The sequence below is a fragment of the Massilia sp. WG5 genome (genome assembly GCF_001412595.2).
Lineage (GTDB): Bacteria > Pseudomonadota > Gammaproteobacteria > Burkholderiales > Burkholderiaceae_D > Telluria.
Genome location: NZ_CP012640.2, coordinates 5,310,407 through 5,335,463 on the forward strand (window position 1 = coordinate 5,310,407; position 25,057 = coordinate 5,335,463).

General features: G+C 67.6%; 18 protein-coding genes and 1 other RNA gene. 14 read left to right on the plus strand and 5 right to left on the minus strand.

Annotation, left to right across the window (positions count from 1 at the left end; translation table 11 throughout):
- Positions 1–2 precede the first annotated feature (2 nt).
- Positions 3–632, plus strand: coding sequence for a riboflavin synthase (locus AM586_RS23690; RefSeq protein ID WP_047822991.1), 630 nt, complete (start codon positions 3–5; stop codon positions 630–632).
- 168 nt (positions 633–800) lie between these two features.
- Positions 801–2,765, plus strand: a complete 1,965-nt coding sequence (locus AM586_RS23695; RefSeq protein ID WP_109370518.1) for a S9 family peptidase — start codon at positions 801–803, stop codon at positions 2,763–2,765.
- Between the two features lie 59 nt (positions 2,766–2,824).
- Here the strand turns inward: AM586_RS23695 and AM586_RS23700 are convergent, their stop codons facing one another.
- Positions 2,825–5,698 (minus strand): pitrilysin family protein, encoded by a 2,874-nt coding sequence (locus AM586_RS23700; protein WP_052233345.1) that lies wholly within the window; start codon positions 5,696–5,698, stop codon positions 2,825–2,827.
- Between the two features lie 243 nt (positions 5,699–5,941).
- On the opposite strand from AM586_RS23700, the gene ribBA reads away from it, so the two are divergent.
- The 3 genes from ribBA to nusB all read left to right on the plus strand — a co-directional run bounded on the left by ribBA (position 5,942) and on the right by nusB (position 8,102).
- Complete coding sequence (gene ribBA, locus AM586_RS23705; RefSeq protein ID WP_047822990.1) at positions 5,942–7,048, plus strand: bifunctional 3,4-dihydroxy-2-butanone-4-phosphate synthase/GTP cyclohydrolase II; 1,107 nt, start codon at positions 5,942–5,944, stop codon at positions 7,046–7,048.
- Positions 7,049–7,135: 87 nt separating this feature from the next.
- Entirely contained in the window at positions 7,136–7,615 is a 480-nt protein-coding gene (gene ribH, locus AM586_RS23710; RefSeq protein WP_047822987.1) for a 6,7-dimethyl-8-ribityllumazine synthase, read from the plus strand.
- 16 nt (positions 7,616–7,631) lie between these two features.
- Entirely contained in the window at positions 7,632–8,102 is a 471-nt protein-coding gene (gene nusB, locus AM586_RS23715) for a transcription antitermination factor NusB (RefSeq protein WP_047822986.1), read from the plus strand.
- A 178-nt stretch (positions 8,103–8,280) separates the two neighbouring features.
- Here nusB and AM586_RS23720 read toward each other — a convergent pair whose 3' ends face one another.
- Entirely contained in the window at positions 8,281–9,138 is an 858-nt protein-coding gene (locus tag AM586_RS23720) for a transglycosylase SLT domain-containing protein (protein ID WP_047823170.1), read from the minus strand.
- A 513-nt stretch (positions 9,139–9,651) separates the two neighbouring features.
- Here AM586_RS23720 and ubiD point away from each other — a divergent pair.
- The 8 genes from ubiD to AM586_RS23760 all read left to right on the plus strand — a co-directional run bounded on the left by ubiD (position 9,652) and on the right by AM586_RS23760 (position 17,132).
- Positions 9,652–11,136: a 4-hydroxy-3-polyprenylbenzoate decarboxylase gene (ubiD, locus tag AM586_RS23725; protein WP_082439498.1), complete on the plus strand. Its 1,485-nt coding sequence runs from the start codon at positions 9,652–9,654 to the stop codon at positions 11,134–11,136.
- A gap of 120 nt (positions 11,137–11,256) precedes the next feature.
- Positions 11,257–11,355, plus strand: an RNA gene (ffs, locus tag AM586_RS23730) — signal recognition particle sRNA small type.
- A 112-nt stretch (positions 11,356–11,467) separates the two neighbouring features.
- Positions 11,468–13,696, plus strand: a complete 2,229-nt coding sequence (locus AM586_RS23735) for a DNA polymerase III subunit gamma/tau (RefSeq protein ID WP_060566749.1) — start codon at positions 11,468–11,470, stop codon at positions 13,694–13,696.
- Positions 13,697–13,736: 40 nt separating this feature from the next.
- Positions 13,737–14,063, plus strand: coding sequence for a YbaB/EbfC family nucleoid-associated protein (locus AM586_RS23740; RefSeq protein ID WP_047822982.1), 327 nt, complete (start codon positions 13,737–13,739; stop codon positions 14,061–14,063).
- Complete coding sequence (locus AM586_RS23745) at positions 14,063–14,353, plus strand: YciI family protein (RefSeq protein ID WP_047822981.1); 291 nt, start codon at positions 14,063–14,065, stop codon at positions 14,351–14,353. Before AM586_RS23740 ends, AM586_RS23745 begins: the two co-directional genes overlap by 1 nt.
- Positions 14,354–14,365: 12 nt before the next feature.
- Positions 14,366–14,956, plus strand: a complete 591-nt coding sequence (recR, locus tag AM586_RS23750) for a recombination mediator RecR (protein WP_047822979.1) — start codon at positions 14,366–14,368, stop codon at positions 14,954–14,956.
- Between the two features lie 141 nt (positions 14,957–15,097).
- Entirely contained in the window at positions 15,098–16,267 is a 1,170-nt protein-coding gene (locus AM586_RS23755; protein WP_047822977.1) for a glycosyltransferase, read from the plus strand.
- Positions 16,254–17,132 (plus strand): DUF2334 domain-containing protein, encoded by an 879-nt coding sequence (locus tag AM586_RS23760; protein ID WP_229411060.1) that lies wholly within the window; start codon positions 16,254–16,256, stop codon positions 17,130–17,132. The genes AM586_RS23755 and AM586_RS23760 overlap by 14 nt, the downstream gene beginning before the upstream one ends.
- Here the strand turns inward: AM586_RS23760 and AM586_RS23765 are convergent.
- Positions 17,041–17,343: a hypothetical protein gene (locus AM586_RS23765; RefSeq protein WP_082439499.1), complete on the minus strand. Its 303-nt coding sequence runs from the start codon at positions 17,341–17,343 to the stop codon at positions 17,041–17,043. The two genes, AM586_RS23760 and AM586_RS23765, sit on opposite strands and share 92 nt — an antisense overlap.
- Positions 17,344–17,516: 173 nt before the next feature.
- Between AM586_RS23765 and AM586_RS23770 the strand changes: the two genes are divergently transcribed.
- Entirely contained in the window at positions 17,517–19,967 is a 2,451-nt protein-coding gene (locus AM586_RS23770; RefSeq protein ID WP_047822973.1) for a penicillin acylase family protein, read from the plus strand.
- Here the strand turns inward: AM586_RS23770 and AM586_RS23775 are convergent.
- Together AM586_RS23775 and AM586_RS23780 are read right to left on the minus strand one after the other, a co-directional pair.
- The gene (locus tag AM586_RS23775; protein ID WP_047822970.1) at positions 19,930–22,104 is read right to left on the minus strand and encodes a bifunctional diguanylate cyclase/phosphodiesterase; all 2,175 of its coding nucleotides are present in this window, start codon (positions 22,102–22,104) and stop codon (positions 19,930–19,932) included. The two genes, AM586_RS23770 and AM586_RS23775, sit on opposite strands and share 38 nt — an antisense overlap.
- A 1-nt stretch (position 22,105) precedes the next feature.
- On the minus strand, positions 22,106–24,937 hold the full coding sequence (locus AM586_RS23780; RefSeq protein ID WP_047823168.1) for a response regulator: 2,832 nt from the start codon (positions 24,935–24,937) through the stop codon (positions 22,106–22,108).
- Positions 24,938–25,057 lie beyond the last annotated feature (120 nt).

Sequence of the window (25,057 nt, forward strand, 5' to 3'; positions counted from 1 at the left end):
GGATGTTTACTGGAATCGTCGCTGCCGTGGGCAGCATCAAGTCGGTCACGCCGCTCGAAGGCGGCTCGTTCGCGGGCGTGCGCCTGCAGATCGATGCCGGCGGCCTGCCGATGGCCGACGTCGCGCTGGGCGACTCGATCGCCATCAACGGCGCCTGCATGACCGTGGTCGAGAAGAGCGCCAGCGACTTCGCGGTGGACGTCTCGCGCGAGAGCCTGAACCGCACCGCGGGTCTCGACCAGCCGGGCGAAGTCAACCTGGAAAAGGCGCTGACCCTGGCCGAGCGCCTCGGCGGCCACCTGGTCTCGGGCCACGTCGACGGCCTCGGCGCCGTGCACAGCTTCGAGCCGGTCGGCGAATCCTACAAGCTGGTCATCGACGCGCCCGTGGAGCTGGGCAAATACCTGGCCTACAAAGGCTCGATCGTGGTGAACGGCGTCTCGCTCACCGTCAACAGCGTCGAGGACCTCGAGGCGAATGGCGCGAAAGTCTGCCGCTTCTCGATCAACCTGATCCCGCACACGATCGCCGTCACCACCCTCAAGCACCTGCATGCCGGCGCCAGGGTCAACCTCGAGATCGACCTGATCGCGCGCTACGTCGAGCGCATGCTGACCGCCGCCAAGGCCTGATCGGCGTCTTCCGACATCGGCCGGCGCCTGCGCAACGCGGGCGCGGCCGAACAAATTTCCTCCCTGTCTCAGCCATTTGTCGTAGACTTCCCGCTGGTAAAACGATCAGTAGGTTGGGCATTCGCTCGCCCGTATTTACCGCAGAATAAAATAGATAAAGGGACCAGGATGAAGCAGGTGGAAACCATCGAATTGAAGACCGTCCTCCGTGGCGCCGCCCTCGTGGCGCTGCTGGGCGCCGCCGGACTGAGCTCGGCGGAAGGCATGCGCAGCTACCGCTCGCTGGCGATTTCCGGCAACGGCGAACGCCTCGCCGCGCTCGAGGCGGTGGAGGGCGAATCGAAGCAGGCGCCGCGCGTGGTGGTGCGCGAGACCGCGACCGGCAAGGTGTTGTCGACCTTCGAGCAGTCCGACTGCAGCGGTTGCCGCATCGAGGCGCCGGTCTGGTCGCCGGACGGCAGTGCGATGGCCCTCATCCGCACCGACGCCAAGGCCGGCACCGCCACCGTCAGCGTCTTGCGCGCCGGCAAGCTGCAGCCGGTAACCACCGTCAAGGGCGTGGCGAGCACCGTGCGCTGGTCGCCGGACGGCCGCCAGTTGGCCTTCCTCGCCACCGTCGGCGCCAGGAAGCTGACCGGCGCGGTGGAAGCGGGCGCACGCCAGATCGGCGAGATCGGCGTGGCCGAGCAGGAAGACGAGCAGCGCATCGCCGTGGTTTCAAGCGCGGGCGGCGACTACAAACTGGTATCGCCCGCCGACACCTTCGTCTACGAATACGACTGGACCCCGGACGGCAAGGGCTTCGTCGTCACCAGCGCCAAGGGCAATGGCGACAACAACTGGTGGATCGCCACCCTCGGCCACGTCGAGCTCGCGACCGGCAAGCTGCGCGTGCTGGCGGCGCCGAAGATGCAGATGAACATGCCGCACGTCTCGCCGGACGGCAGGACGATCGCCTTCATCGGTGGCCTGATGAGCGACTTCGGCTCGGTCGGCGGCGACGTCTACACAGTGTCGATCGACGGCGGCACGCCCGTCGACGTGACCCCGAATTTTGCCGGCACCTTCAACGGCATCGCCTGGCGCGGCAAGCAGATCATGGCATCAAGCCTGGCCGGCGCCGATGCCGAAGTGGTGGCGGTCGACCCGCAGGCCCGCAGCAGCCGCGTGCTGTGGAAGGGGCCGGTCACGGCATCCGCCGCGCGCGACGGCCGCTTCGTGTTCAGCGCCGACGGCAAGGTGGCGGCCTCGGTGCACGAGGATTACGAGCACGCGCCGCGCATCGTCGCCGGCCGCCTGCCGGAGCTGCATGCGATTACCCGCGACAACGAATCCTTCGCGCCGGTGGTCTCGGCCCAGAGCGTGAGCTGGACCAATGACGGCTACAAGGTGCAGGGCTGGCTGGTCGGCCCGCGCCAGGTCGACGCCGGCAAAAAATATCCGATGATCGTGCAGGTCCATGGCGGCCCGGCGGCGGCGGCCACCCCGCGCTACGTGTCCGGGGGCGAAGGCGGCAATTCGCTGGTGCGCGACCTGGTCAAGCAGGGCTATTTCGTGTTCATGCCGAATCCGCGCGGCAGCTACGGCCAGGGTACGGCCTTTTCGAGCGCCAACAAGAAGGACTTCGGCGGCGGCGACTGGCGCGACATCCTGGCCGGCGTCGACGCCGCCATCAAGCAGGCGCCGGTCGACGGCGAGCGCCTGGGCCTGATGGGCCACTCCTACGGCGGCTACATGACGATGTGGGGCGTGACCCACAGCCAGCGCTTCAAGGCCGCGGTGGCCGGCGCCGGCATCGCCAACTGGATCAGCTACTACGGCCAGAACGGCATCGACCAGTGGATGGTCCCGTTCTTCGGCGCCACCATGTACGACGACCCGGCCGTGTACCGTGCGGCCTCGCCGATCGAGGCGATCAAGGCGGCGAAGACGCCGACCCTGATCTACGTCGGCGAACGCGACGTCGAGTGCCCGCCGGCGCAGTCGCTGGAGTTCTGGCACGGCCTGAAGGCGATGGGTGTGCCGACCACGCTGGTGATCTACGAAGGGGAGGGGCATGCGTTTCGCAAGCCGGAGCACCAGAAGGACCTGCGCAGCCGGGAGATCGGCTGGTTTAACAAGTACCTGAAGTAAGCAAGGCCAATCAACGTCGTCCCCGCCTGCGCGGGGACGACGAATCTCAGGCTGGCGATTTACTGCGGCGCCTTCTGCGCCACCTGTACCGGCGCCGGCGCCGCCGGCTTCTCCGGATTCAACACCACCTGCACGTAGTTATCCGGCTTCAGGTAGCGCTGCGCCGCCGCCTTCAGGTCCGCCACGCTCAGTTTCTGCACTTCCTTGTCGAAGGTGAGGATGGTGGCCGGGTCGGTGCCCTCGGTCAGGGAGGTCTGCAGCGCCGCCAGCCAGTAGCCGTTTTCCTTCAATGACTTGCGGTAGGTCTGCAGCCAGTTGGTCTTGACCTTGTCGAGGTCGGCCTGGTCCGGGCCCTGGGTACGCATGCGCTCGATCTCGGCGAAGGTCGCGCTGACGACCTTGTCGACGTTTTCCGGCCCGGTCGGCAGGGTCACGCCCACCGTGTAGTGGCTGTAGGGGATGCGCGTCATCGAAGCTTCCATGCCGCCGCCGTAGATCAGTCCCATCTTCTCGCGCAGCAGGTCGATGATGCGGATGTTCATCACCTCGGTCAGGGCCGACAGGCGCAGCTCTTCCAGTTCGTTGACCTCGGCGGCGCCGGTGAAGGTCAGCGAGACCGTGCTCTTGTCTTCGGAGCCGCTGTTCACCTCTTTCTTGACCACGCCTTTCACGGGACGCAGGCCGAGGTCGCGGAAGGCCACCGGGATGTCGGGCGCCGGCAGGCTGGCGAGGTAGGTCGCCAGCAGCGGCTTGATGGCGGCGACGTCGAAGCTGCCGACGAAGATGAAGGTCAGGTCCTTCGCGCTGGAGAAGCGCTGGCGGTAGATGTCGATCGCACGGTCCAGGTCGATGCCGGCGAAGTCCTCGGGACGCGGGGCGCGCGGCGCGCGGGGATTGTCGCCGTACAGGGTCGACACCAGCACGTCGCCGAAGTGGGCGCCCGGCTGGGCGGCGCGGTTGCGCGCCAGTTCGATCTGCTTGCCGATGAACGATTTATACAGATTCTCGTCGCGGCGCACGCCGGCGAACTTCAACCACACCATCTGCAGCATGGTCTCGATATCGGTGGCGCCTGCGGTGCCGGCGACGACGTCGGTGTTGTTGCCCAGGCCGGCGCTGACGGCGGCCGCCTTGCCGGCCAGGATCTTGCGCATGTCGAGCGGCGAAAAATCCTTCAGGCCCATCGCGGCGACGATGATGTCGGCGTAGCGGGCGTTGACCATGTCCTTGGTGTCGAACAGGCTCTGGCCGCCGAAACGCGTGGCGCTCATCAGGACCTGGTCGTTGCGGAAGCTGGTCGGCTTCAGGATCACCTTGACGCCGTTCGACAGCAGCAGGTGCGTGGTGCCGAGGCGCTCGTCGCGGCTCTCGCCGACGATCTTGCCCGGGCTGGGCGGGTGGTCCATCAGCTGCGCCGCCACCGCCTTCTCGTCGTGCGCTTTCACGTCGCGCCGTTCGGCGGCGTCGACCGCGGCCAGCAGCTCGGCGCCGGTCGGAATCGGCGCGTCCTGCTTGGCCGGACCGGTGTAGATCACCAGCTTGCCGGAATCAGCGGGAATGGTGCGGCGCGCATAGGCGTTGATTTCGTCGACGCCGATGCCGGGCAGGAGTTCGCTGACGTAGCGGTATTCGTTCTCGATGCCGGGGATCGATTCGCCTTCCAGGAAGTTGCGGATGTATTCGGCGGCCATGCCGGCCGAGTCGGTCTTGTCGCGTTCGTTCCAGGCGCGTTCGTAGGTGCGCATCACGTTCTTCTTCATGCGCTCCAGTTCGGCGCCGCTGAAGCCGAAGCGGCGCGCGCGTTCGTTTTCCTGCACCAGCGCGTCGATCGCCGGGGTCGCGCCGCCATCGCCCAGCGCGGCCGCCGCGTTATAGGAGCGGTAGCGCGGGGTCAGCCGGCCGAGTGCGCTGCTGGCGCCCATGAAGGGCGGCGAGGGCAGCTGCGACAGTTCCTGCAGGCGCTGGTTCAGCATGCCCGCGAACAGGGCTTCGACCAGCTGTTCGCGGTAGCCGCCGATGGTGGCGCGCTCGCTGAAGGGCAGCACCGGATAGCGGATCAGCACCGAGGCCGGTCCCGCTTCCTTGTCGGTGACCACCAGCGCCTCGGTATCGGTGCGCGCGGGAATCGGCGCGTAGCTGCGCGGACGTTCCGCCGCCGGGTTCTTCAGGCCTGCGAAGTGGCGCTTGACCAGCTGCTCGGCCTGGGCCAGGTCGATGTCGCCGACCGCCACCACCGCCATCAGGTCAGGACGGTACCAGTCGCGGTAGAAGCGGCGCAGCGCGTCAGGCCGGAAATTGCGCAGGATGTCTTCCTTGCCGATCGGGAGGCGCTCGGCGTAGCGCGAGCCGTTGTACATCTTCGGCATCAGCACTTTCTGCATGCGGTTGCCGGCGCCTTTGCCGAGACGGAGTTCCTCGAGCACGATGTCGCGTTCCTTGTCGATGTCGGCATCGTTCAGGGTCAGGCCCTGGGCCCAGTCCTGCAGCACCTGGAAGGCCTTGTCCAGGTCCTGCCTGCGTTCGGCCGGCACCGGCAGCACGTAGACGGTTTCGTCGAAGGAGGTATAGGCGTTCAGGTCGGCGCCGAACTTCACGCCGATCGACTGCAGGTAGGACACCAGTTCGTGCTTCTTGAAATGGGTCGAGCCGTTGAAGGCCATGTGCTCGGTGAAGTGGGCCAGGCCCTGCTGGTCCTCGTCTTCGAGGATGGAGCCGGCCTTCACCACCAGGCGCAGCTCCACCTTGTGTTCGGGCTTGCGGTTCCGCTGGATGTAGTAGGTGAGGCCGTTGGGCAGCTTGCCGACCTTGAGCTGGGGCGCGACCGGCAGCGGCGCATTCAGGTCGAGCGCTGCGGCGTTCGCCAGGGACGGGGCCAGCGGCAGGGTGGCCAGAATGGCGGCGAGCAGGGTGGTGCGGACGAGGCGGACGGTCATGCGAAGGTGCTCCGGTTGAGCAATAAAAATCCATTCTACCGCGCGCTTCAGGCTGCACAGTTGTTGCTAACCGCCATTCTTGCACTGGAACAGTGCGGATCGACGAAGGTGTCGTTGTCATTATGCAACAACCTCATCGGCCTGGCGCCGGCGTAGCGGGCGCGGGACAAGGATTGCCGCCATCCGGCCCGGTGAAACACTGGCAAATCCATTAAAATAACGGGTTTCAGCACAGGACTGCGCATGCCTATCTCCACCACCCAGGAAATCGTCGACGAACTGCGCGCCGGGCGCATGGTCATTCTGGTCGACGAGGAAGACCGCGAGAACGAGGGCGACCTGGTGCTCGCCGCCGAACACGTCACGCCGGAAGCGATCAACTTCATGATCCGCCACGCGCGCGGCCTGGTCTGCCTGACCCTGTCGGAAGAGATCTGCGACCGCCTCGAGCTGCCGATGATGACGACCCGCAACGGTACCTCCTTCGGCACCAACTTCACGGTCTCGATCGAGGCGGCCGAAGGCGTCACCACCGGCATCTCGGCGGCCGACCGCGCCCGCACCATCCAGGTGGCGGTGGCGAAGAACGCGAAGCCGGAAGACCTGGTCCAGCCGGGCCACATCTTCCCGCTGCGCGCGGTGAAGGGCGGGGTCCTGATGCGCGCCGGCCATACCGAAGCGGGCTGCGACCTGACCGAGATGGCGGGCCTGACCCCGGCCTCGGTGATCTGCGAGATCATCAAGGAAGACGGCACCATGGCGCGCCTGCCGGACCTGCTCGAGTTCGCCGAAGAGCACAAGCTGAAGATCGGCACCATCGCCGACCTGATCCATTACCGCAGCCAGACCGAGTCGCTGGTCGAGCGCGTGGCCGAGCGCCAGCTGTCGACCGTGCACGGCGACTTCCGCCTGGTCGCCTTCCGCGACAAGCCGAGCGGCTCGGCCCACCTGGCCCTGGTGCACGGCGAGCCGGATGGCGACAAGGAAACCCTGGTGCGCGTGCACCAGCCGGTATCGGTCGTCGACCTGCTCGACAACCGCGCGACCACGCACTCGTGGAACCTGTCGTCGGCGATGCAGGCGATCCAGGCCGCGGAATCCGGCGTGATCGTGCTGCTGAACTGCGGCGAGACCGCGGACGAGCTGTTCAGCCAGTTCGCGGACAAGTCGGCGCCGCGCCCGGCGAGCCGCGCCGCCAACCTCGACCTGCGCACCTACGGCATCGGCGCCCAGATCCTGAAGCTGGTCGGCGTGCGCCGGATGAAGCTGCTGGCGAACCCGCGCAAGATGCCTTCCATGGTCGGTTTCGACCTGGAAGTGACGGGCTACCTGCCGAAGCCGGAAGCGTAAGCATTCAAGCGTATCAGGCGCGAGCGACGCGCCCGACGCGCTACCATTCAACTATTCTATTTACAGTACACAGAAAAAGAGGCAGCCATGACGGTAGGAACTTTTGAAAGCAATATGCAGGGTGAAGGCCTGCGCATCGGGATCGTGCAGGCACGATTCAATGCCGACGTCGGCCATGGCCTGCTGTCGGCTTGCCTGGCGGAACTGAAGCACCTGGGCGTGGCCGACGAGGACATCCTGCACGTGACCGTGCCGGGCGCCCTGGAAATCCCGCTGGCCCTGCAGAAGATGGCTGAAACCCAGCAGTTCGACGCCCTGGTCGCCCTGGGCGCCGTGATCCGCGGCGAGACCTACCACTTCGAGCTGGTCTCGAACGAGTCGGGTGCCGGCATCACCCGCATCGGCCTGGACTACGGCATGCCGATCGCCAACGCCGTGCTGACCACCGAGAACGACGAGCAGGCCGAAGCGCGCATGGCCGAGAAGGGCACGGACGCTGCCCGTGTTGCCGTCGAGATGGCCAACCTGCTGCTCGGTCTCGAAGAGCTGCAGGCCGAAGACGAATAAGTATCAAGGTAAGAACATGACTGACAAGAGCATTCACGCCAACCCGAACAAGAACCGCACGCCGCGGCACCGCGCGCGCGAGTTCGCGCTGCAGGGCCTGTACCAGTGGCTGCTGAACAATGAGCCGGCCTCGACGGTCGCCAAGCACATCCGCGCGGCCCACGGCTTCGACAAGGCCGACAGCGAATACTTCACCGAGCTGCTGAACGGCACGATCGCGCAATCGGTCGAACTGCGCGAGACCCTGTCCTCGACCGTCGACCGCCCGATCGCCGAGCTGTCGCCGATCGAGCACGCGGCGCTGCTGCTGGGCGCCTGGGAGCTGAAGAACAAGATCGAGATTCCCTACCGCGTCGTGATCAACGAAGCGGTCGAGCTGACCAAGTCCTTCGGCGGCATCGACGGCCACAAGTACGTGAACGGCGTGCTGGACCGCCTTGCGGGCAAGCTGCGCCAGGACGAGGTGGCGGCGGACGCCAAGCGCTGATCGCTGCGCTCTATATATAGATGTGTAAAAACCGCCCCGGGAGACCGGGGCGGTTTTTTTTATGTGTTGGCGCTTGAACGTCGTCCCCGCGAAGGCGGGGATCCAGGTAGCTTGCGTGTCTGCTAAAAAAAGAAGGCCGCCGCGGCTCCCGCCAACGACGGCCTTCGACCAGGGATCGTTACAGACCGGCGACCGTTTCGCCAGCCTGGCTCGCGCCGTGCGCGACCTCGGCGGCGACGCTGTCGGCCTTGGACGGCGCCGGTGCGGACTTCTGCACCAGTTGCGGCGCCGGCGTGGACGGCGGGGTATAGATCGGCACGTTCTTGCCGCTCGCGACCTGCTTCAGGCGGCGGTACTCGGCCAGCACCTTGTTGCCGTAGCCGGAATCGTTCTCGAAGGCGGCGGCGCCGACATAGGTCTTCAGGCCGCCTTCGACGGAACCGGTGCGGGTCACGTAATCCTTCAGGATCTGGGCGCCGACACGGATGTTGGCGACCGGATTCAGGGCAGCTTCCTTGCCGCCGACTTCCTCGAACTTGTCGCTGTGGACCTTCGACATGACCTGCATCAGGCCCTGCGCGCCCATCGGGCTTTCCGCGAAGGGATTCAGGCCCGATTCGATCGCCATCACGGCCAGGATCAGCAGCGGGTCGAGCTTGATCTCGTGGGCGGTGCTGTAGGCGGTGGAGACCAGCATGTTGGCGGCGTCGCCGGCAACCCGGTAACGGCGCGACAGCCATTCTGTCACGTACTTCTGCTGGCGCGTGGCGCGTACGGCCTGCTTGTCGTCGCTGTTGGCGATCTCGACGGCTTCGGCGCGGGCAGCCTGGGCTTGCACCGGGGCGACTGCAACCTGGGCGGTTTGTTGCGGGCTCAAGAAATCCGACACCCGTTTTGCCAGATCGGGGCGGTAGTAAAGCAGGGCAAGTACTGCGACTGCGGAAAGACCGAATACGGTCAGCGTATGTTGTGCTGTGGTTAATACACCACGTGCCGCTTTGGTCACGGAAGACCACGTGACTGGCTGGCTGGCCATGTTTTGGACGAGCCTTGCGCTCGTACCGATGAAGCGATGAATCATCGTCTCTCCTTTGTCGCGGAAAAAGCGGCCCCGTGCGGCGCAAAAAGCGCTGCTGTTAAGGGTACTAATGCCGTGCATCAGAAACCGTCCGTCGCCGCCTGTCGCGGTCGAGGAACGCCGTCATTGCTTGCTACAGCTGGGCCGCGCTGCAGTGGAGGCGCCCAGTGGCTAACAACTGTCTCGGGGTTGGTAGGGCAGACGCCCTGTGAAAACACTCCTACAATGTCGTTGGGGCCCCGACCCCGTGAAAGTATGAGACCGGCTAAAATCACGTCTTGGACGGGCCTGCCTCACTTAGTACGCCGGATTGTAGAAGCTGGTTTATATCAAGTCAATACTAGCTCAATCGTGCGTTATTACTTTTAAATCTAACTTTTCTTGCCTAGCTCATCAATTCCGTGGCAAATCAACCACTTGCCGCCGATTGTTAGCCCAGCTCAAAAGATGTAAAAAAGAATTAAAAACTAGATGAACTATTCGGATTTACGAGATTTTATTGCCAAGTTGCAAGATATTGGTGAATTAAAACATGTTTCAGTGCCGGTTTCGCCGAATCTTGAGATGACAGAAGTCTGCGACCGCACGCTGCGGGCTGGTGGGCCAGCTCTTCTGTTCGATAACCCGACCGGCTATAAAGTTCCCGTGCTCGCCAATCTGTTCGGTACGCCGCGCCGGGTGGCGCTGGGCATGGGCGCCGACGATATTGGCGAGCTCAGGAAGATCGGCCACGTGCTGGCGCGCCTGAAGGAGCCGGAGCCGCCCAAGGGCTTCAGGGACATCATGAACCTGGGCTCGCTCGTCAAGTCGGTCTGGGACATGTCGCCCAAAGAAGTGAAGGGCGCCCCCTGCCAGGAGATCGTCTGGGAAGGCAAGGACGTCGACTTGGCGCGCCTGCCGATCCAGCACTGCTGGCCCGGCGACATCGCGCCCCTGATCACCTGGGGCCTGGTGATTACCAAGGGCCCGCACAAGAAGCGCCAGAATCTTGGCATCTACCGCCAGCAGGTGCTGGGGCCGAACAAGGTCATCATGCGCTGGCTGGCGCACCGCGGCGGCGCCCTCGATTTCCGCGAGCACTGCATCGCCAACCCGGGCCAGCCCTATCCGGTGGCGGTGGCGCTGGGCGCCGACCCGGCCACCATCCTGGGCGCGGTGACCCCGGTGCCGGACACCCTGTCCGAATACCAGTTCGCCGGCCTGCTGCGCGGCCAGCGCACGGTGCTGACCAAGGCCATCGGCAGCGAGTTGCGGGTGCCGGCCTCCGCCGAGATCGTGCTGGAAGGGCATATCTACCCGGATGAAAACCACCCGTCCGGCTTCGAGCATGCGCTGGAAGGCCCGTACGGCGACCATACCGGCTATTACAACGAACAGGACTGGTTCCCGGTGTTCACCATCGACCGCATCACCATGCGGCGCGACCCGATCTACCACTCGACCTACACCGGCAAGCCGCCCGACGAGCCGGCCGTGCTGGGCGTGGCCCTGAACGAAGTCTTCATCCCGCTGCTGCAGAAGCAGTTCAGCGAGATCACCGACTTCTACCTGCCGCCGGAAGGTTGCAGCTACCGGATGGCGGTGGTGCAGATGAAGAAGCAGTACGCCGGCCACGCCAAGCGCGTGATGTTCGGGGTCTGGAGCTTCCTGCGCCAGTTCATGTACACCAAGTTCATCGTGGTGGTGGACGAGGACGTCGACGTGCGCGACTGGAAGGAAGTGATCTGGGCCATCACGACCCGCGTCGATCCGACCCGCGACACGGTCCTGGTCGACAACACGCCGATCGACTACCTCGACTTCGCTTCGCCGATCAGCGGCCTGGGCAGCAAGATGGGCATCGACGCCACCAACAAGTGGCCGGGCGAGACCAACCGCGAATGGGGTACGCCGATCGTCATGGCGCCGGAAGTGAAGGCGCGCGTGGACGAGATCTGGCAGCAGCTGGGCCTGTAAGGGCAGGGGATTCCATTCGCGCCGTGTACGCGCACTATATATAGTAGTGCCATGTACTTGGCGCGGATCATCGTTTATTGCGGTTTGCCGCCGGCCGCATGCTAGGTTATAATGAGCGCTGGCGGGCCCCTGCGCATTGCGGCATGGTTTACCTGGTCAGGTCGGGAACGAAGCAGCCAAAGCCGTTCACCGCAAGTGCCGCAGATCAGGCTCGCCTCTTGAATTCATTAAAAACAGCTGCCGCGTGCAGCTGTTTTTGTTTCTGCATACCAAATCCCCGGCGAGCGTCCAAAGTTGCCGCTCCAGGCCCGGTCTACGGTAAAATCGCGGTATGTCCTATCAAGTCCTCGCCCGCAAATACCGTCCCAGGAACTTCGAAACGCTGGTTGGCCAGGAGCACGTGGTCCGTGCCCTGACCCATGCGTTGCGTACCGGACGCCTGCACCATGCTTACCTGTTCACCGGCACCCGCGGGGTGGGCAAGACGACACTGTCGCGCATCCTGGCCAAGTCGCTCAACTGCATCGGCCCGGACGGGCAGGGCGGCATCACGGCCGAGCCGTGCGGGGTCTGCGAACCCTGCCGCGCGATCGACGCCGGCCGCTTCGTCGACTACGTCGAGATGGACGCGGCCTCGAACCGCGGCGTCGACGAGATGGCGCAGCTGCTGGAACAGGCGGTGTACGCGCCGAGCAATGCACGCTTCAAGGTCTACATGATCGACGAGGTGCACATGCTCACCAACCACGCCTTCAACGCGATGCTGAAGACGCTCGAGGAACCGCCCGAGCACGTGAAATTCATCCTCGCGACCACCGACCCGCAGAAGATCCCGGTGACCGTGCTGTCGCGCTGCCTGCAGTTCAACCTGAAGCAGATGCCGCCCGGCCACATCGTCGGCCACCTGGAAAACATCCTGGGCCAGGAAGGCGTGAGTTTCGAACAGCCGGCCCTGCGCCTGCTGGCGCAAGGCGCCCACGGCTCGATGCGCGACGCGCTGTCGCTGACCGACCAGGCGATCGCCTACGCCGCCGGCGCCGTCACGCTCGACGCGGTGCAGGGCATGCTGGGTGCGCTCGACCAGTCCTACCTGGTGCGCCTGCTGGATGCACTGGCGCGCCAGGACGGCGCCGACCTGATGGCGGTGGCCGACGAGATGGCCAGCCGCAGCCTGTCCTACAACGGCGCGCTGCAGGACCTCGGCACGCTGCTGCACCGCATCGCCCTGGCCCAGACCGTGCCGACCGCGGTGCCGGAAGACCTGCCGGAACTGGCCGATATCCAGCGCCTGGCAAGCGTATTCGATCCGCAGGAAGTGCAGTTGTATTACCAGATCGCCGTGCACGGCCGTAACGAGATCGGCCTGGCGCCGGACGAGTACGCCGGCTTCACGATGACCCTGCTTCGCATGCTGGCCTTCCGCCCGGGACAGGGCGGGGCCGAGCAGGCCGCCGGCCCGGCGCCGGCCGCGCTGGCGCGTCCGCTGCCGCAGGCCCAGCCCGCGCGTCCGGCCGCTGCCGCCGCCGCTGCTGCCCCCGCTGCTGCCCCCGCACGTCCGATGGCGCCGCCGCCTGCCGCCAGCGCCCCTGCCGCGCCTGCCGCACAGCAAGCCGTACAGGCGGCCGCGCCCCAGGCTTCCGGCGCTGCAGCCGCGCTGAGCCCGGCCCGCGCCGCCATCAATGCGGCGCTGGAAGCGGCGCGCGCCGCGGCGCGCATGACGACCGGCGGTGGCGGCCGCCGTCCGCCTGGACCGTCCGAAGCGCCGGCTGCCGCCGCACCGCAGCCGGCCGCGGTGGCGCCTGCTCCGGCGGCGCCACCGCCCGCGCCCGGCCCGGCGCCGGCTGCCAGCGCCGCACCGGCGCCCGCGCCGTCCGCGCGCCCGTCCGCGCCGGCCCCCTGGGACCAGCCGGCCGCGCGTCCGCAGCCGCAGGCAGCCGTCCAGCAGCCGCCGGCGATGGCCCGCGCCGCCCAGCAGGCGCAGGCACAGGGCCAGGCCCATGACCAGGCGGTGGCCGATGACGAGCCGCCCTCCTGGGTGACCGAATTTTCCGACGACACCGCGGTCGCCGCCGAGGCTCCGGCCGCGGTGAGCCCGCCGCCGACCGCGCGCGTGCAGGCGCCGAGCGCGGCGCCGCATGCCTACACGATCACGCCGGTGCCGGCGATCGGCTGGGACGGCAACTGGCCGGCGCTGGCCGCCTCGCTGCCGCTGCGCGGCGTGGCCCAGCAGCTCGCCTTCCAGACCGAGCTGGTCGACTGCAGCTCGGACGGCGCCTCCGCCACCTTCCGCCTGCGCGTGCCGGTCGATACCCTGCGCGCCAGCGGCAACAGCGAAAAGCTGTGCGCCGCCCTGCAGGAACGGTTTCCGGCGGTACGCATCAATGTCGATACCGAGATCGGACCGGTCTGGTACACCGCCAGCGCCGAAGCCCGGGCGCGCCGAGAGCAGCTGCAGCGCGAAGCCGAGGAAACGGTCGCCGCCGATCCCTTCATCCAGGCGCTGGAGCAGACCTTCGACGCCTTCGTGGTGCCCGGTTCGGTGCGCCCGATCGGCACCTGATATCTTTTCGTTTCACCCGACTTTATTGGAGAACAGCACCATGATGAAAAACCAGCTCGCAGGCATGATGAAGCAGGTCCAGGCCATGCAGGACAACATGAAGAAGGCGCAGGATCAGCTGGCTCTGATCGAGGTCGAAGGCCAGTCGGGCGCCGGCCTGGTCAAGGTCGTCATGACCTGCAAGAACGACGTCAAGCGCGTCTCGATCGACCCCTCGCTGCTGGGCGACGACCGCGACATGCTGGAAGACCTGGTCGCGGCCGCCTTCAACGACGCGATCCGCAAGGCCGAAGCCACCAGCCAGGAAAAGATGAGCGGCCTGACCGCCGGCCTGCCGATCCCGCCGGGCTTCAAGATGCCGTTCTGATGTTCATCGTCTCCCTGACCTACACGGCGCCGCTGGCGCGCATCGACGCTTTCCTGGAAGCGCACCGCGCCTTCCTCGCCGAGCAGTATGCGCGCGGGCTGTTCCTGATGTCGGGGCGCAAGGAGCCGCGCGACGGCGGCATAATCATCGCCCATGCGGCCAGCCGCGCGGAGCTCGAAGCCGTGCTGCGCGACGATCCCTTCCACCAGGCCGGCGTGGCGCGCTACGAGATCACCGAATTCGTTCCCACCATGACGGCCGAGGCGCTGGCCGCCTTTCGTGCCGAATAAGTCCACACCATCATGTCCAAATCGCTCGACTTCCTGACCGAGGCCCTGCGCCGCCTGCCGGGCGTCGGACCGAAGTCGGCGCAGCGCATGGCCTTCCACCTGCTGCAGCATGACCGCGAGGGCGCCGCGATGCTGTCGCGCGCGCTCTACCAGGCGGTCGAGGCGGTGCACCACTGTGCCATGTGCAATACCTTCTCGGAGCTCGACGTCTGCGAACTGTGCGCGGACCCCGAGCGCGACCATGCGCTGCTGTGCGTGGTCGAGACCCCGGCCGACCAGCTGATGATCGAGCAGACCCTGACCTACAAGGGCCTGTACTTCGTGCTGATGGGCAGGCTGTCGCCGCTGGACGGCATCGGCCCGCGCGATTTGCACCTCGAGAAGCTGGTCAACCGCGCCGCGGACGGCCTCGTCAATGAAGTCGTGCTGGCCACCAATTTCACCAACGAGGGCGAAGCGACCGCCCATTACATCAGCGAAATGTTGAAGGCGCGCGGGCTGAAGGTGAGCCGCCTGGCGCGCGGTGTTCCCGTCGGGGGCGAGCTCGAGTATGTGGACGCGGGCACGATTGCGCGCGCCATGCTCGACAGGCGAAGTGCATAATGGACCTCCCCACAAGGGTTCGCTGGCCAATGCTGAGCATGAGGCCGCACGAGCCTTGAGGCAGCGGGTTCTGGTTGACGGTACGCAAACAGCGTACCGGGTCCGCTGCTATCGTGGGCCACACTTTGACCGGATCCGAGCATGCACCTTGTCGACATCACGATGTTTTACGCGGCCGAAGGCGGCGGCGTCAGCACCTACCTGAACGCCAAGGCGCAGTGGCTGGCGCATCGCAGCCATTTCTCGAGCACCAGCTTTCGCCACACCATCCTGAGTTCCAACGTCGAGACCTGCGACGATGCCGTGCCGGCGCTGGTGCGCATTCCCGCCGCCAACCTGCCGGGCTTCCACGGTTTCCGCATGCCGCTCTCGGTGTCGGCCCCGGCGCGCCTGCTGGAGTCGGTCGGCCCCGACCTGGTCGAGGCGGGCGACGCCGGCCACTGCGCCTGGGCCGCGCTGCACATGCGCAAGCGCTACGACGTTCCCGTGGTCGCTTTCTACCATTCCGACCTGCCGCGCCTGGTGCGCCCGCGCCTGGGCAGCTGGATCGCGCACGGCACCTGCCGCTACCTCGCCAACCTGTACCGCCAGTTCGACCTGGTGCTGGCGCCCAGCCGCGTGATGGTCGAGCACCTGGAAGAGATCGGCGTGCACGGCGCCGTGCACCAACCGCTGGGCATCGACTCGCGCGTGTTCCGGCCGGAGCGCGACGGCGAGCGCCTCGGCGAAACCCTGCGTGAACACCTCGGGCTCGATCCCGATACCCGCCTGCTGGTCTACGCCGGCCGCTTCACGCCGGAAAAGAAGCTGCACGTGCTGATCGAGGCGGTGCAGAAGCTTGGCGAGCGCTACCACCTGATCCTGGTCGGCGGCGGCGATGCCCTGCCGCGCGCGGCCAACCTCACCATCGTGCCCTTCGAGCGCGACCAGCGCCAGCTCGCGCGCCTGCTGGCCAGTTGCGACGTGCTGGTCCATCCGGGCGATTGCGAGACCTTCGGCCTGATCGTGCTCGAAGCCATGGCCTGTGGCCTGCCCATCGTCGGCACCGACCGTGGCGGCGTGGCCGAGCTGGTCGACCGCGAGACCGGCATCCTGGCCAAGCCGGACAGCGTCGACAGCCTGGCCGGGGCGATCGAGGCGATCTACTTCCGCGACATGGCGCGCATGGGCCAGGCCGCGCGCCGCAAGGCGGCCGAGCGCTACGACTGGGACGAGATCCTGCCCCAGGTGCTGGGCCGCTACGGCGTCCTGCTGGGCGCCGCCTACCAGCCCATCCGCCGCGAACCGGAGCGTATCTGTGTTACCGACTGAGCCTTCCCATGACGCCGCGTCCGGCATGCTGTGCGTGTCGATCCACGACGTCGCGCCGGCTACCTGGCCCGACTGCCTGCGCCTGGTGGAGGCGATCCGCGCGGTGGCCGACATCCCGCTGACCTGGCTGGTGGTGCCGCATTATCACTTCCGGCCCGAGCGCTCGCCGGCGATGGAGGCGGGCCTGGACGCGGCGCTGGCGCGCGGCGACGAGCTGGCGCTGCACGGCTACAGCCACCTCGACACGGAAGCGAACCGCGGCGGTTTGCGCGCGCGCTTCCTGCGCAATGTGTACACCCGGCGCGAAGGCGAGTTCGCCGCGCTCGACCATGACGAAGCGCGGCGCCGGCTCGACCTGGGCCTGGCCTGGTTCGCCGAGCGCGGCTGGACCCCGAGCGGCTTCGTGCCGCCGGCCTGGCTGCTGGGCGAGGGTGCCTGGCAGGCGCTGCGCGAATCGTCCTTCGCCTACACGACCACCTTCAGCCATTTCCACGTCCTGCGCGGCGGCCGGGGACCTGTCGAGCCCGTCAAATCGCCGTCGATGGTCTACGCGGCGCGCAACCGCGGCGGCCGCTGGCTGTCGCCGCGGGTGGCGGACGCCACCGCCGCGTTGCTGGCGGACGCGCCGCTGGTGCGTTTCAGCCTGCATCCGCCGGACGCGCGCTATCCCGAGCTGGTACGGCATACCCAGCGCGCGCTGGAGCGCCTGCTGGCGCGTCGCACCGCCGTCACCAAGGCCGAGTGCGCGCGCAGGCTGGCCGGCGAGGCCGCGCTCACCAGTAATGGCCCCAGTAGCCGCCGCGCCAGTAGCCCGGATAGTAGCCAGGAGACGAGCCATAGCGCACCAGCTCGTCCTTTGCGCTGAGGCTCAGGATACAGTTGCGCCACTGGTCCGAATCGACGGCATAGCCCAGCCGTGAGCAGGCGGGACCGTAGATGGTCATCATGTTGGCCATCTCGGCCTGCTTTTGCGCGGCGCGCTCCTGCGGCGTGCTGCAGGCGGAAGCCGCCAGCGACAGCAACAGCAGGGCGCCGGTAGCGGCAGGGGATGGCAATCGAAGTGAAAGGAAGGACATAAAGCCTCCATGTGCAACGGCGCCGTGCGCCTGGATTCAGCATAGCGCAGGCTGGCGGCGGGCGTCCAGCATCGCCCAATCGGGCACGAGGGTGGATGCGCCGGACGGCGTCAAGGCTCGCTGACGAGTGGGTTTTCTGGCAAGATGCCCGTTTTTCAAGATCGGAGACGAGGATGGCACGACGGGCATGGCTGGTATGGGGCCGGCGCATTCTGCTGTTGCTGGCGGCGCTGCTGGCGCTGGCCGTGCTGGGCGCCTGGCTGTTCCTGCGCGCCAGCCTGGCGCAGCTCGACGGCAAGCGCAGCTCGCCGCTGCTCGGCAGCTCGGTGACGGTAACGCGCGACGCGATTGGCGTGCCCACCATCAGCGGTGCGAGCCGGATCGACCTGGCGTATGCGACCGGTTTCGTGCATGCGCAGGAGCGCTTCTTCCAGATGGACCTGCTGCGCCGCAGCGCCGCCGGCGAACTCGCCGAGCTGTTCGGACCGAAAGCCCTGCCGCTCGACCGCGCGCATCGCATGCACCGCTTCCGCGCCTACGCCGGCGAGGCCCTGGCGCGCCTGAGCCCTGAGCAGCGCCTGTTCGTCGAACGCTACGCGGCCGGCGTCAACGACGGCCTGAACGCGCTGGGCGCGCGACCCTTCGAATACGCGCTGACCGGCGCCGCGCCGCGGCCCTGGACGCCGGCCGACTCGCTGCTGGCCGTGTGGGCGATGTACCTCGACCTGCAGGGCAACCAGGAACCGCGCGAGCTGGCGCGCGGCTGGCTGGCGCGTCACCTCGACCCGGCCCAGCGCGCCTTCCTGCTGCCGGAAGCGAGCCGCTGGGATGCGCCGCTGGATGTGCCACTGAATGCGCCCGCGCTGGCTGCCGCCGCGCCGATCCCGGCCAGCGCCCCCGCCTGGTGGGGCCGCAAGGAGGCGGTGCCGCCGCGCCAGGTGGCGGGCCTCCACTTCGCCGATTCGGTCGGCAGCAACAACTACGCGGTGGCCGGCACGCGCAGCAGCAGCGGGGCGGCGATCGTCTCGGACGACATGCACCTCGGCCTGCAGCTGCCGAACACCTGGTACCGGATGGCGCTGCGCTTCCCGGACGCGAAAGGCGCGCAGCGGCGCGTGGTCGGCGTCAGCCTGCCGGGCGCGCCGCCGCTGGTCATCGTCGGCAGCAACGGCCACGTGGCCTGGGCCTTCACCAACAGCTATGCCGATACGCTCGACCTGGTGCGCCTGGGAACCGACCCGGCGCGCGCCGGCCAGGTGAAGCTGCCGTCCGGCTGGGAGACGCCGCGCGAGGTCGTCGAGACCATCCTGGTCAAGGGCCAGGCGCCGGCGCGCCTGCGCGTGCGCGAGACCAGCCTCGGTCCGATCCGCGAGGCCGGCGGCGAGCTGTATGCGGTGCACTGGGTCGCGCATTCGCCGCAGGCGGTCGGCCTGGAGCACCTGAAGCTGGAAACCGCCGGCACGCTGGACGAAGCGCTGGCCGCGGCTGCGGTCGACGGCATCCCGGCGCAGAACATCGTGGCCGGCGACGACCGCGGCAATATCGGCTGGACCGTGGCCGGCGTGCTGCCGCGCCGCGACGCCGCCGGCCGCGGCCTGGCCGTGACCTTCCCGCTGGGCGCGGAGGGCGACGCCCCGACCTGGAACGGCCTGCTGGCGCCCGACGAGTATCCGCGCGTGGTGAATCCGGCGGGCGGCCAGCTGGTCACCGCCAACAACCGCCAGCTCGCGGGTCCCGACGCCCAGCTGATCGGCGACGGCGGCTTCGACCTCGGCGCGCGCGCGCACCAGCTGAGCGACGGCGTGCGCCAGCTCGGCGACAAGGCCGACGTGCCGGCGGTGTTCCGCGTCGCCCTCGACGACCGCGCCCTGTACGTGCAGGGCTGGCGCGACCGCCTGCTGGCGCTGCTCGACGAGCATGCCGTGGCCGGCCATCCCGAGCGCGCCGAAGTCCGCCGCTTGCTGAAGGACAGCTGGGACGGCCATGCCAGCACGGGCTCGAGCGGCTACCGCCTGGCGCAGCAGTTCCGCTGGTCGCTGTACGAGCTGGTGTTCGCCGGCGCCAACGCCGAGATGGAAAAGCTCGACCCGAAGGCGAACATGGCGGTCGCCACCTCGCGTTGGCCGGTCGTGCTGGTGCGCCTGCTGGACGAGCGTCCCGCGGCCTGGCTGCCGCCGGCCTATGCCAGCTGGCAGGACCTGCAGCTGGCCGCGGTGGACCGCACGATCGCCGACGTCACCAAGGACGGCAAGACGCTGGCGCAGGCCACCTGGGGCGTGCGCAATACCGCCGAGATCGCGCATCCGATCAGCATGGCCCTGCCGTTCCTGAAGCGCTGGCTGGGCGCGCCGCCCGACCAGCTGCCGGGCGACGCCAACATGCCGCGCGTGGCGGGGCCGAAGTTCGGGCAGTCGGAGCGGCTGACGGTGTCGCCGGGAAGGGAAGAGGAGGGCTTGTACGACATGCCGGGCGGGCAGAGCGGGCATCCGCTGTCGCCCTGGTTCCTGGGCGGACACGAGGACTGGGTACACGGCAAGCCGACCCCGTTGCTGCCGGGGCCGGTGGAGCATACGCTGATCTTCGCGCCTAGGTCGGCACCCAGAGCGTCTGCAGCATTCCGGTGACGGTGTCGGCCGGGGCCGGACGGCCCAGGTAGAAGCCCTGCACCAGGTCGCAGCCGTATTCCTCCAGCAGCACCAGCTGCTCGCCGGTCTCGACGCCCTCGGCCACCACCATCATTTTCAGGCCGTGCGCCATCGCGATGATGGCGCGGGTGATGGCCGCGTTCTCGGAATCCTGCGGCAGGCCGCTGATGAAGCTGCGGTCGATCTTCAGGGCGCGCACGTCGAAGCGCTTCAGGTAGTTCATCGACGAGTAGCCGGTGCCGAAATCGTCGATCGACAGGTAGACGCCGATCGCGCGCAACTGCTCCAGGGTGGCCATGGTCGCCTTGGCGTCGTCCATCAGCGTGCCTTCGGTCAGTTCGAGCTCCAGCAGGCGCGGATCGAGCCCGGTGTCGTGCAGGGCCGACAGCACGATCTGGCTCAGGTTCTCGTCCTTGAACTGCTTGGCCGACAGGTTCACCGCCATGCGCACCGGACGGCGGGTCAGCTTCTGCCAGGCGCGCGCCTGGCTGCAGGCGGTGCGCAGGACCCATTCGCCGATCGGCACGATCAGGCCGGTCTCCTCGGCCAGCGGGATGAACTCGGTGGGCGAGACCACACCGCGCTCGGCATGGCGCCAGCGCACCAGCGCCTCGACCCCGACGATCTCGGACGAGCGCACGTCGAGCTGCGGCTGGTACAGCAGGTACAGCTCGTCGTTCTGCAGCGCCTTGCGCAGGCCGACCTCGAGCTTCACATGGCTCATGATCTGCATGGTCAGCGAGGACGAGTACAGCTTGGCGTTGTTCTTGCCGCAGTTCTTCGCGTGGTACATCGCGGTGTCGGCGTACTTCAGGAGCGAGGTGCAGTCGTCGCCGTCCTCCGGAAACAGCGAGATGCCGATGCTGGCGGTGACGAAGATCTCGTTGCCCTCGATGAGGAAGGGGCGGCGCATCGCATCCTTCACGCGGTGCGCCACGGCCAGCGCGTGTTCGACGCGTTCCAGGTCCGGGATCAGGATCGTGAATTCATCGCCGCCCAGGCGCGCCAGGTTGGTGCCCTCGTGCGGCTCGCCGTCGCGCGTGAGCGAGTCGCCGCGCGACAGCAGGTCGCTCGGCCGGATGGTCTCGCGCAGGCGGTCCGAGACCTGCTGCAGCAGCTGGTCGCCGACGTTGTGGCCGAGCGTGTCGTTGATGCGCTTGAAGGCGTCCAGGTCCATGAACAGCACGGCGAACTTCTTGTTGCCGATCTTCGAGCGCTGCAGTTCGCGCTCCAGCGTCTCCAGGAAGGCCTGGCGGTTCGGGATGCCGGTCAGGCTGTCGCAGTAGGCCAGGCGCCGGATCTGGTCCTCGGCGCGCTTGCGCTCGCTGATGTCGCGAACCAGGCCCAGCACCTCCGAGGGACCGGTGGCGACCAGGCGCGCCTCGAAGTGCTGGGCCTGGCCGAAGCGGATCAGTTCGTACTCGACCGAGCGCACCTGCTGGATGCGCAGGGCCACCTCGACCTGCTCCAGCATGCGCTCCGCGATATCGCGCGGCAGCACTTCGCTGACGTGCTTGCCCACGCATTCGTCGGCCGGGAAGGCGTCGCGCGCGCCGTGGCCTTCGCGGCCGGCAGGTTCGCGCCGGTTGCCCGTGCGCCCGGGCTCGTAGTCGAGGTAGACGCCGCCGCCGTTCATGCGGAAGAAGGTGTCCGGGATCGCCGCCAGCACCGCGCGGTTCTGGGCGTCGGCAATGCGCAGGCGCACGATGGCGTCGCTGGCGCGCAGCACGTACAGCACCCGATGCCCGAGGATCGGCCAGTTGATCGGCTTCGACACGAAGTCGGTGGCGCCGGCCTCGTAGGCATTGGTGACCGCTTCCAGGTCGTCGCCGCCGGTGACCATCACGATCGGCACGCTGGCGCCGTTTTCCGAATCGCGGATCGCGCGGCAGGCGCTGAAGCCGTCCATGCGCGGCATCTCGACGTCCATCAGGATCAGGTCGGGCGAACACTCGCGCGCGAACTTGACGGCCTGGACGCCGTCCTCGGCTTCGATGGCGTCGAGGTTCACGCCTTCGAGCATCTCGAGCATCAGGAGGCGCATCACCGGATCGTCGTCGGCGACCAGAACCACGCCACGGGAATTCGCGCGTTTGTTCGAGCTGGGGGCTGGCATGTCAGGTTTCCTTCTCAAGGATGGCGGCGAGCGAGTGGCGGACGGCCTCGAACTCTTGTTCCATGTTGTTCAGGAGCGAATCGGCCCCTTCGGTGGTATCGGCGCGGCCGAGGTGCTCCATTTCCTTGCACAGGGCGGCGAGGGCCTCGGCGCCGACGTTGGCGCTGGCGGATTTCAGGGTATGGGCGATGCGGCGCACGTTGCCGGTGTCCATGCCGTCGATCGCGCGGCGCAGGATGCTGAGCTGCTGCGGGGTGTCATCGACATAGGCATTGATCACCTTCTGCACCAGGGCGTCGCCGCGCTCGCGCGACAGCATGCGGATCTTTTCCAGCGCCGTGCGGTTGATGACGTCGCGCTGGATCACCTCGACGGATTCGGGCGGCAGGCGCGGCGGCTCGTCCTCGTGGTGCACGGTGGCCGCCAGAGGCAGCGCCATCCAGCGCCCGATCACGGCCGCCAGTTCCTGCTGGGCGAAGGGCTTCGACAGGTAGTCGTCCATGCCGGCGGCGAGACAGGCTTCGCGGTCGCCCTGCAGCGCGTTGGCGGTGATCGCAATGATCGGCAGCACCCGTCCGTGTCCGGCCTCGCGCTCATCGCGGCGGATCGCGGCGGTGGCGGCGAAGCCGTCCATCACCGGCATCTGGCAATCCATCAGCACGCAGTCGTAGCCGCCCGCATTTCCTCCTGCTTGTACGGCATGCAGGGCCTCCAGGCCGTTGCGGGCGCAGTCAACCTTCAGGTCCAGGCTTTCCAGCATGGCCCGCGCGACTTCGACGTTGACCGGATTGTCCTCGGCCAGCAGCACGCGGCGGCAGCGCACCTTGCCGGCTTCGTGGCGCAGCGGCTGGAGCGGTACGAAGCGCGCCGCCGGCGCCACCTGGCCGCGCGGGCGCGTCGCCAGGCAGGCGAACAGGTCGGCGGCGCGCGCCGGCTTGATCAGTTGGTAGGCCACCCCGGCTTCGCGGCGCTGCACCGGATCTGCCGCCAGCTTCTCGGGCGACAGCAGGATCACGCGGGTGGCGCGCGTGGCGGCGTCAAGCTTGATGCTGGCCGCCAGCAGCAGGCCGCTGCCCTGTTCCAGCTCCATGTCGAGGACGGCGGCATCGTAGGCTTGGCCCGTGCGCGCGGCCTCGTGCAGGCGTTCCAGGGCTTCGTCGGCGCTGTCGGCGCCATCGCACTCGACGCGCCAGGCGCCCAGGTGGCGCTCCAGGCCCACGCGGCTGCTGCCGTTCTCGTCGACCACCAGCACGCGCAGGCCGTCGATGGTGTGTTGGTGGTCGCCGGGCGCGTCCGGATCGACGCGGCGCTTGTCGAAGGCCACCGTGAACCAGAACACCGAGCCTTGCGTGCGGGCGTTGTCGACCCCGATCGAGCCGCCCATCAGCTCGACCAGCTGCTTCGAGATCGCCAGTCCGAGGCCGGTGCCGCCGAACTTGCGGGTGGTCGAGTCGTCGGCCTGCGAGAAGGCTTCGAAGATGCGCCCGCGCGCTTCGCGCGAGATGCCGATGCCGGTGTCGTGCACCTCGAAGCGCAGCATCACGGCCTGGTTGTCCTCGCTGGCGATGCGCACCCGGGCCAGGATCCGGCCCTCGTTGGTGAACTTGATCGCATTGCCCAGCAGGTTGGCCATGATCTGGCGCAGGCGGTTCGGGTCGCCGCAGATCGCCACCGGGATGTCGTTGGCGATGTCGAAGTGCATCTCGATGCCCTTGGCCTCGGCCTGGGGTGTGTAGACGGTGTGGATGTCGTCCAGCAGGTCCCACAGGTTGAAATTGATGTACTCGACGGTGAGCTTGCCGGCCTCGATCTTCGAAAAATCCAGGATGTCGTTGATGATCACCAGCAGGTGCTCGCCCGACTGCTTGACCAGCTGGGTGTAGTTGCGCTGGGTCTCGGTGAGCTCGGTCCCGAGCAGCATCTCGGCCATGCCCAGCACGCCGTTCATCGGGGTGCGGATCTCGTGGCTCATGGTGGCCAGGAAGGCGCTCTTCGCACGGCTGGCCGCTTCGGCCGCGTTCTTGGCCTTTTCCAGCTGCTCGGTGCGCACGCTGACCTGGCGTTCCAGCTCGTCGCGGTGGTGGGTCAGGGCCTGGCCGCGGCCCTCGACCTGGGCCAGCATATTGTTGAAGCTGTCGATCAGCGTGCCCAGCTCGTCGTTGCGCTGGTGGGCGATGCGCAGCGTGTAGTTCTGGCTGGCCGCGACCTTCTGCGCCGTGTTGATCAGCTTGGCGATCGGGTCGGCGATGTTGCGCCTGACCCGGCGCGCCAGCAGCCAGGCCACCAGCATCGCGCTGGCCAGCGCCGCCGCCATCACGCCCATCCCGCGGCCCAGGCGCAGCCAGACCGGGCGCTGGTCGGCCTCGACCATGACCACGCCGGCCGGATGGTCGCCGGCCTCGGGCGCGACCTGGCGGTAGATGCGCATGCTCGGCAGCCAGGGGCGGCTGGCGGCCAGCGTGGCGTCTTCCAGCGCCTGCCGGCCCGGGTCGGGCAGGGCGGCCAGTTGATTTCCTTCCTTGCCTTCGGCGCGCCAGGCGGCGAAAGGACGGCCCTTGCGGTCGTACAGGACGGCCGCAAGCAGCGCCGGCCTTTCCTGGGCCGCCGACAGGATCTGGGCCGCCAGCTTGCGGTCGTTGAACTGCAGGGCATCCTGGCTGCTGCGCGCCAGCACCTGGGCCAGCGCGCTCAGTTCGGCGCTCTCGTTGCGCCGGTGCTCGACCACCGATGACAGCACGAAGGCGGCATAGGCGACCAGCAGTGCGCTGGCCGCCGACAGCAGGCACATGATCGTCAGTTTCTGGCTCAGGCTGGAACGCTCGAATGTCGGCATAGTCGGGACAAATCCGGCTGCGATCAGGCCGTCAGGCATGGCCCACCTTGCAGGAAATAACTTTCCTGCAAGAAGGGACTATAGGGGAGCGGATGTGCGCCCTATTTGTCGTGGATCAAG

Excerpts from the sequence above, each read along its gene's own strand:
- AM586_RS23690 (WP_047822991.1), top strand. The coding sequence starts at position 3 with ATGTTTACTGGAATCGTCGCTGCCGTGGGCAGCATCAAGTCGGTCACG.
- AM586_RS23695 (WP_109370518.1), top strand. The coding sequence starts at position 801 with ATGAAGCAGGTGGAAACCATCGAATTGAAGACCGTCCTCCGTGGCGCC.
- AM586_RS23700 (WP_052233345.1), bottom strand. The coding sequence starts at position 5,698 with ATGACCGTCCGCCTCGTCCGCACCACCCTGCTCGCCGCCATTCTGGCC.
- ribBA (WP_047822990.1), top strand. The coding sequence starts at position 5,942 with ATGCCTATCTCCACCACCCAGGAAATCGTCGACGAACTGCGCGCCGGG.
- ribH (WP_047822987.1), top strand. The coding sequence starts at position 7,136 with ATGACGGTAGGAACTTTTGAAAGCAATATGCAGGGTGAAGGCCTGCGC.
- nusB (WP_047822986.1), top strand. The coding sequence starts at position 7,632 with ATGACTGACAAGAGCATTCACGCCAACCCGAACAAGAACCGCACGCCG.
- AM586_RS23720 (WP_047823170.1), bottom strand. The coding sequence starts at position 9,138 with ATGGCCAGCCAGCCAGTCACGTGGTCTTCCGTGACCAAAGCGGCACGT.
- ubiD (WP_082439498.1), top strand. The coding sequence starts at position 9,652 with ATGAACTATTCGGATTTACGAGATTTTATTGCCAAGTTGCAAGATATT.
- AM586_RS23735 (WP_060566749.1), top strand. The coding sequence starts at position 11,468 with ATGTCCTATCAAGTCCTCGCCCGCAAATACCGTCCCAGGAACTTCGAA.
- AM586_RS23740 (WP_047822982.1), top strand. The coding sequence starts at position 13,737 with ATGATGAAAAACCAGCTCGCAGGCATGATGAAGCAGGTCCAGGCCATG.
- AM586_RS23745 (WP_047822981.1), top strand. The coding sequence starts at position 14,063 with ATGTTCATCGTCTCCCTGACCTACACGGCGCCGCTGGCGCGCATCGAC.
- recR (WP_047822979.1), top strand. The coding sequence starts at position 14,366 with ATGTCCAAATCGCTCGACTTCCTGACCGAGGCCCTGCGCCGCCTGCCG.
- AM586_RS23755 (WP_047822977.1), top strand. The coding sequence starts at position 15,098 with ATGCACCTTGTCGACATCACGATGTTTTACGCGGCCGAAGGCGGCGGC.
- AM586_RS23765 (WP_082439499.1), bottom strand. The coding sequence starts at position 17,343 with ATGTCCTTCCTTTCACTTCGATTGCCATCCCCTGCCGCTACCGGCGCC.
- AM586_RS23770 (WP_047822973.1), top strand. The coding sequence starts at position 17,517 with ATGGCACGACGGGCATGGCTGGTATGGGGCCGGCGCATTCTGCTGTTG.
- AM586_RS23775 (WP_047822970.1), bottom strand. The coding sequence starts at position 22,104 with ATGCCAGCCCCCAGCTCGAACAAACGCGCGAATTCCCGTGGCGTGGTT.
- AM586_RS23780 (WP_047823168.1), bottom strand. The coding sequence starts at position 24,937 with ATGCCGACATTCGAGCGTTCCAGCCTGAGCCAGAAACTGACGATCATG.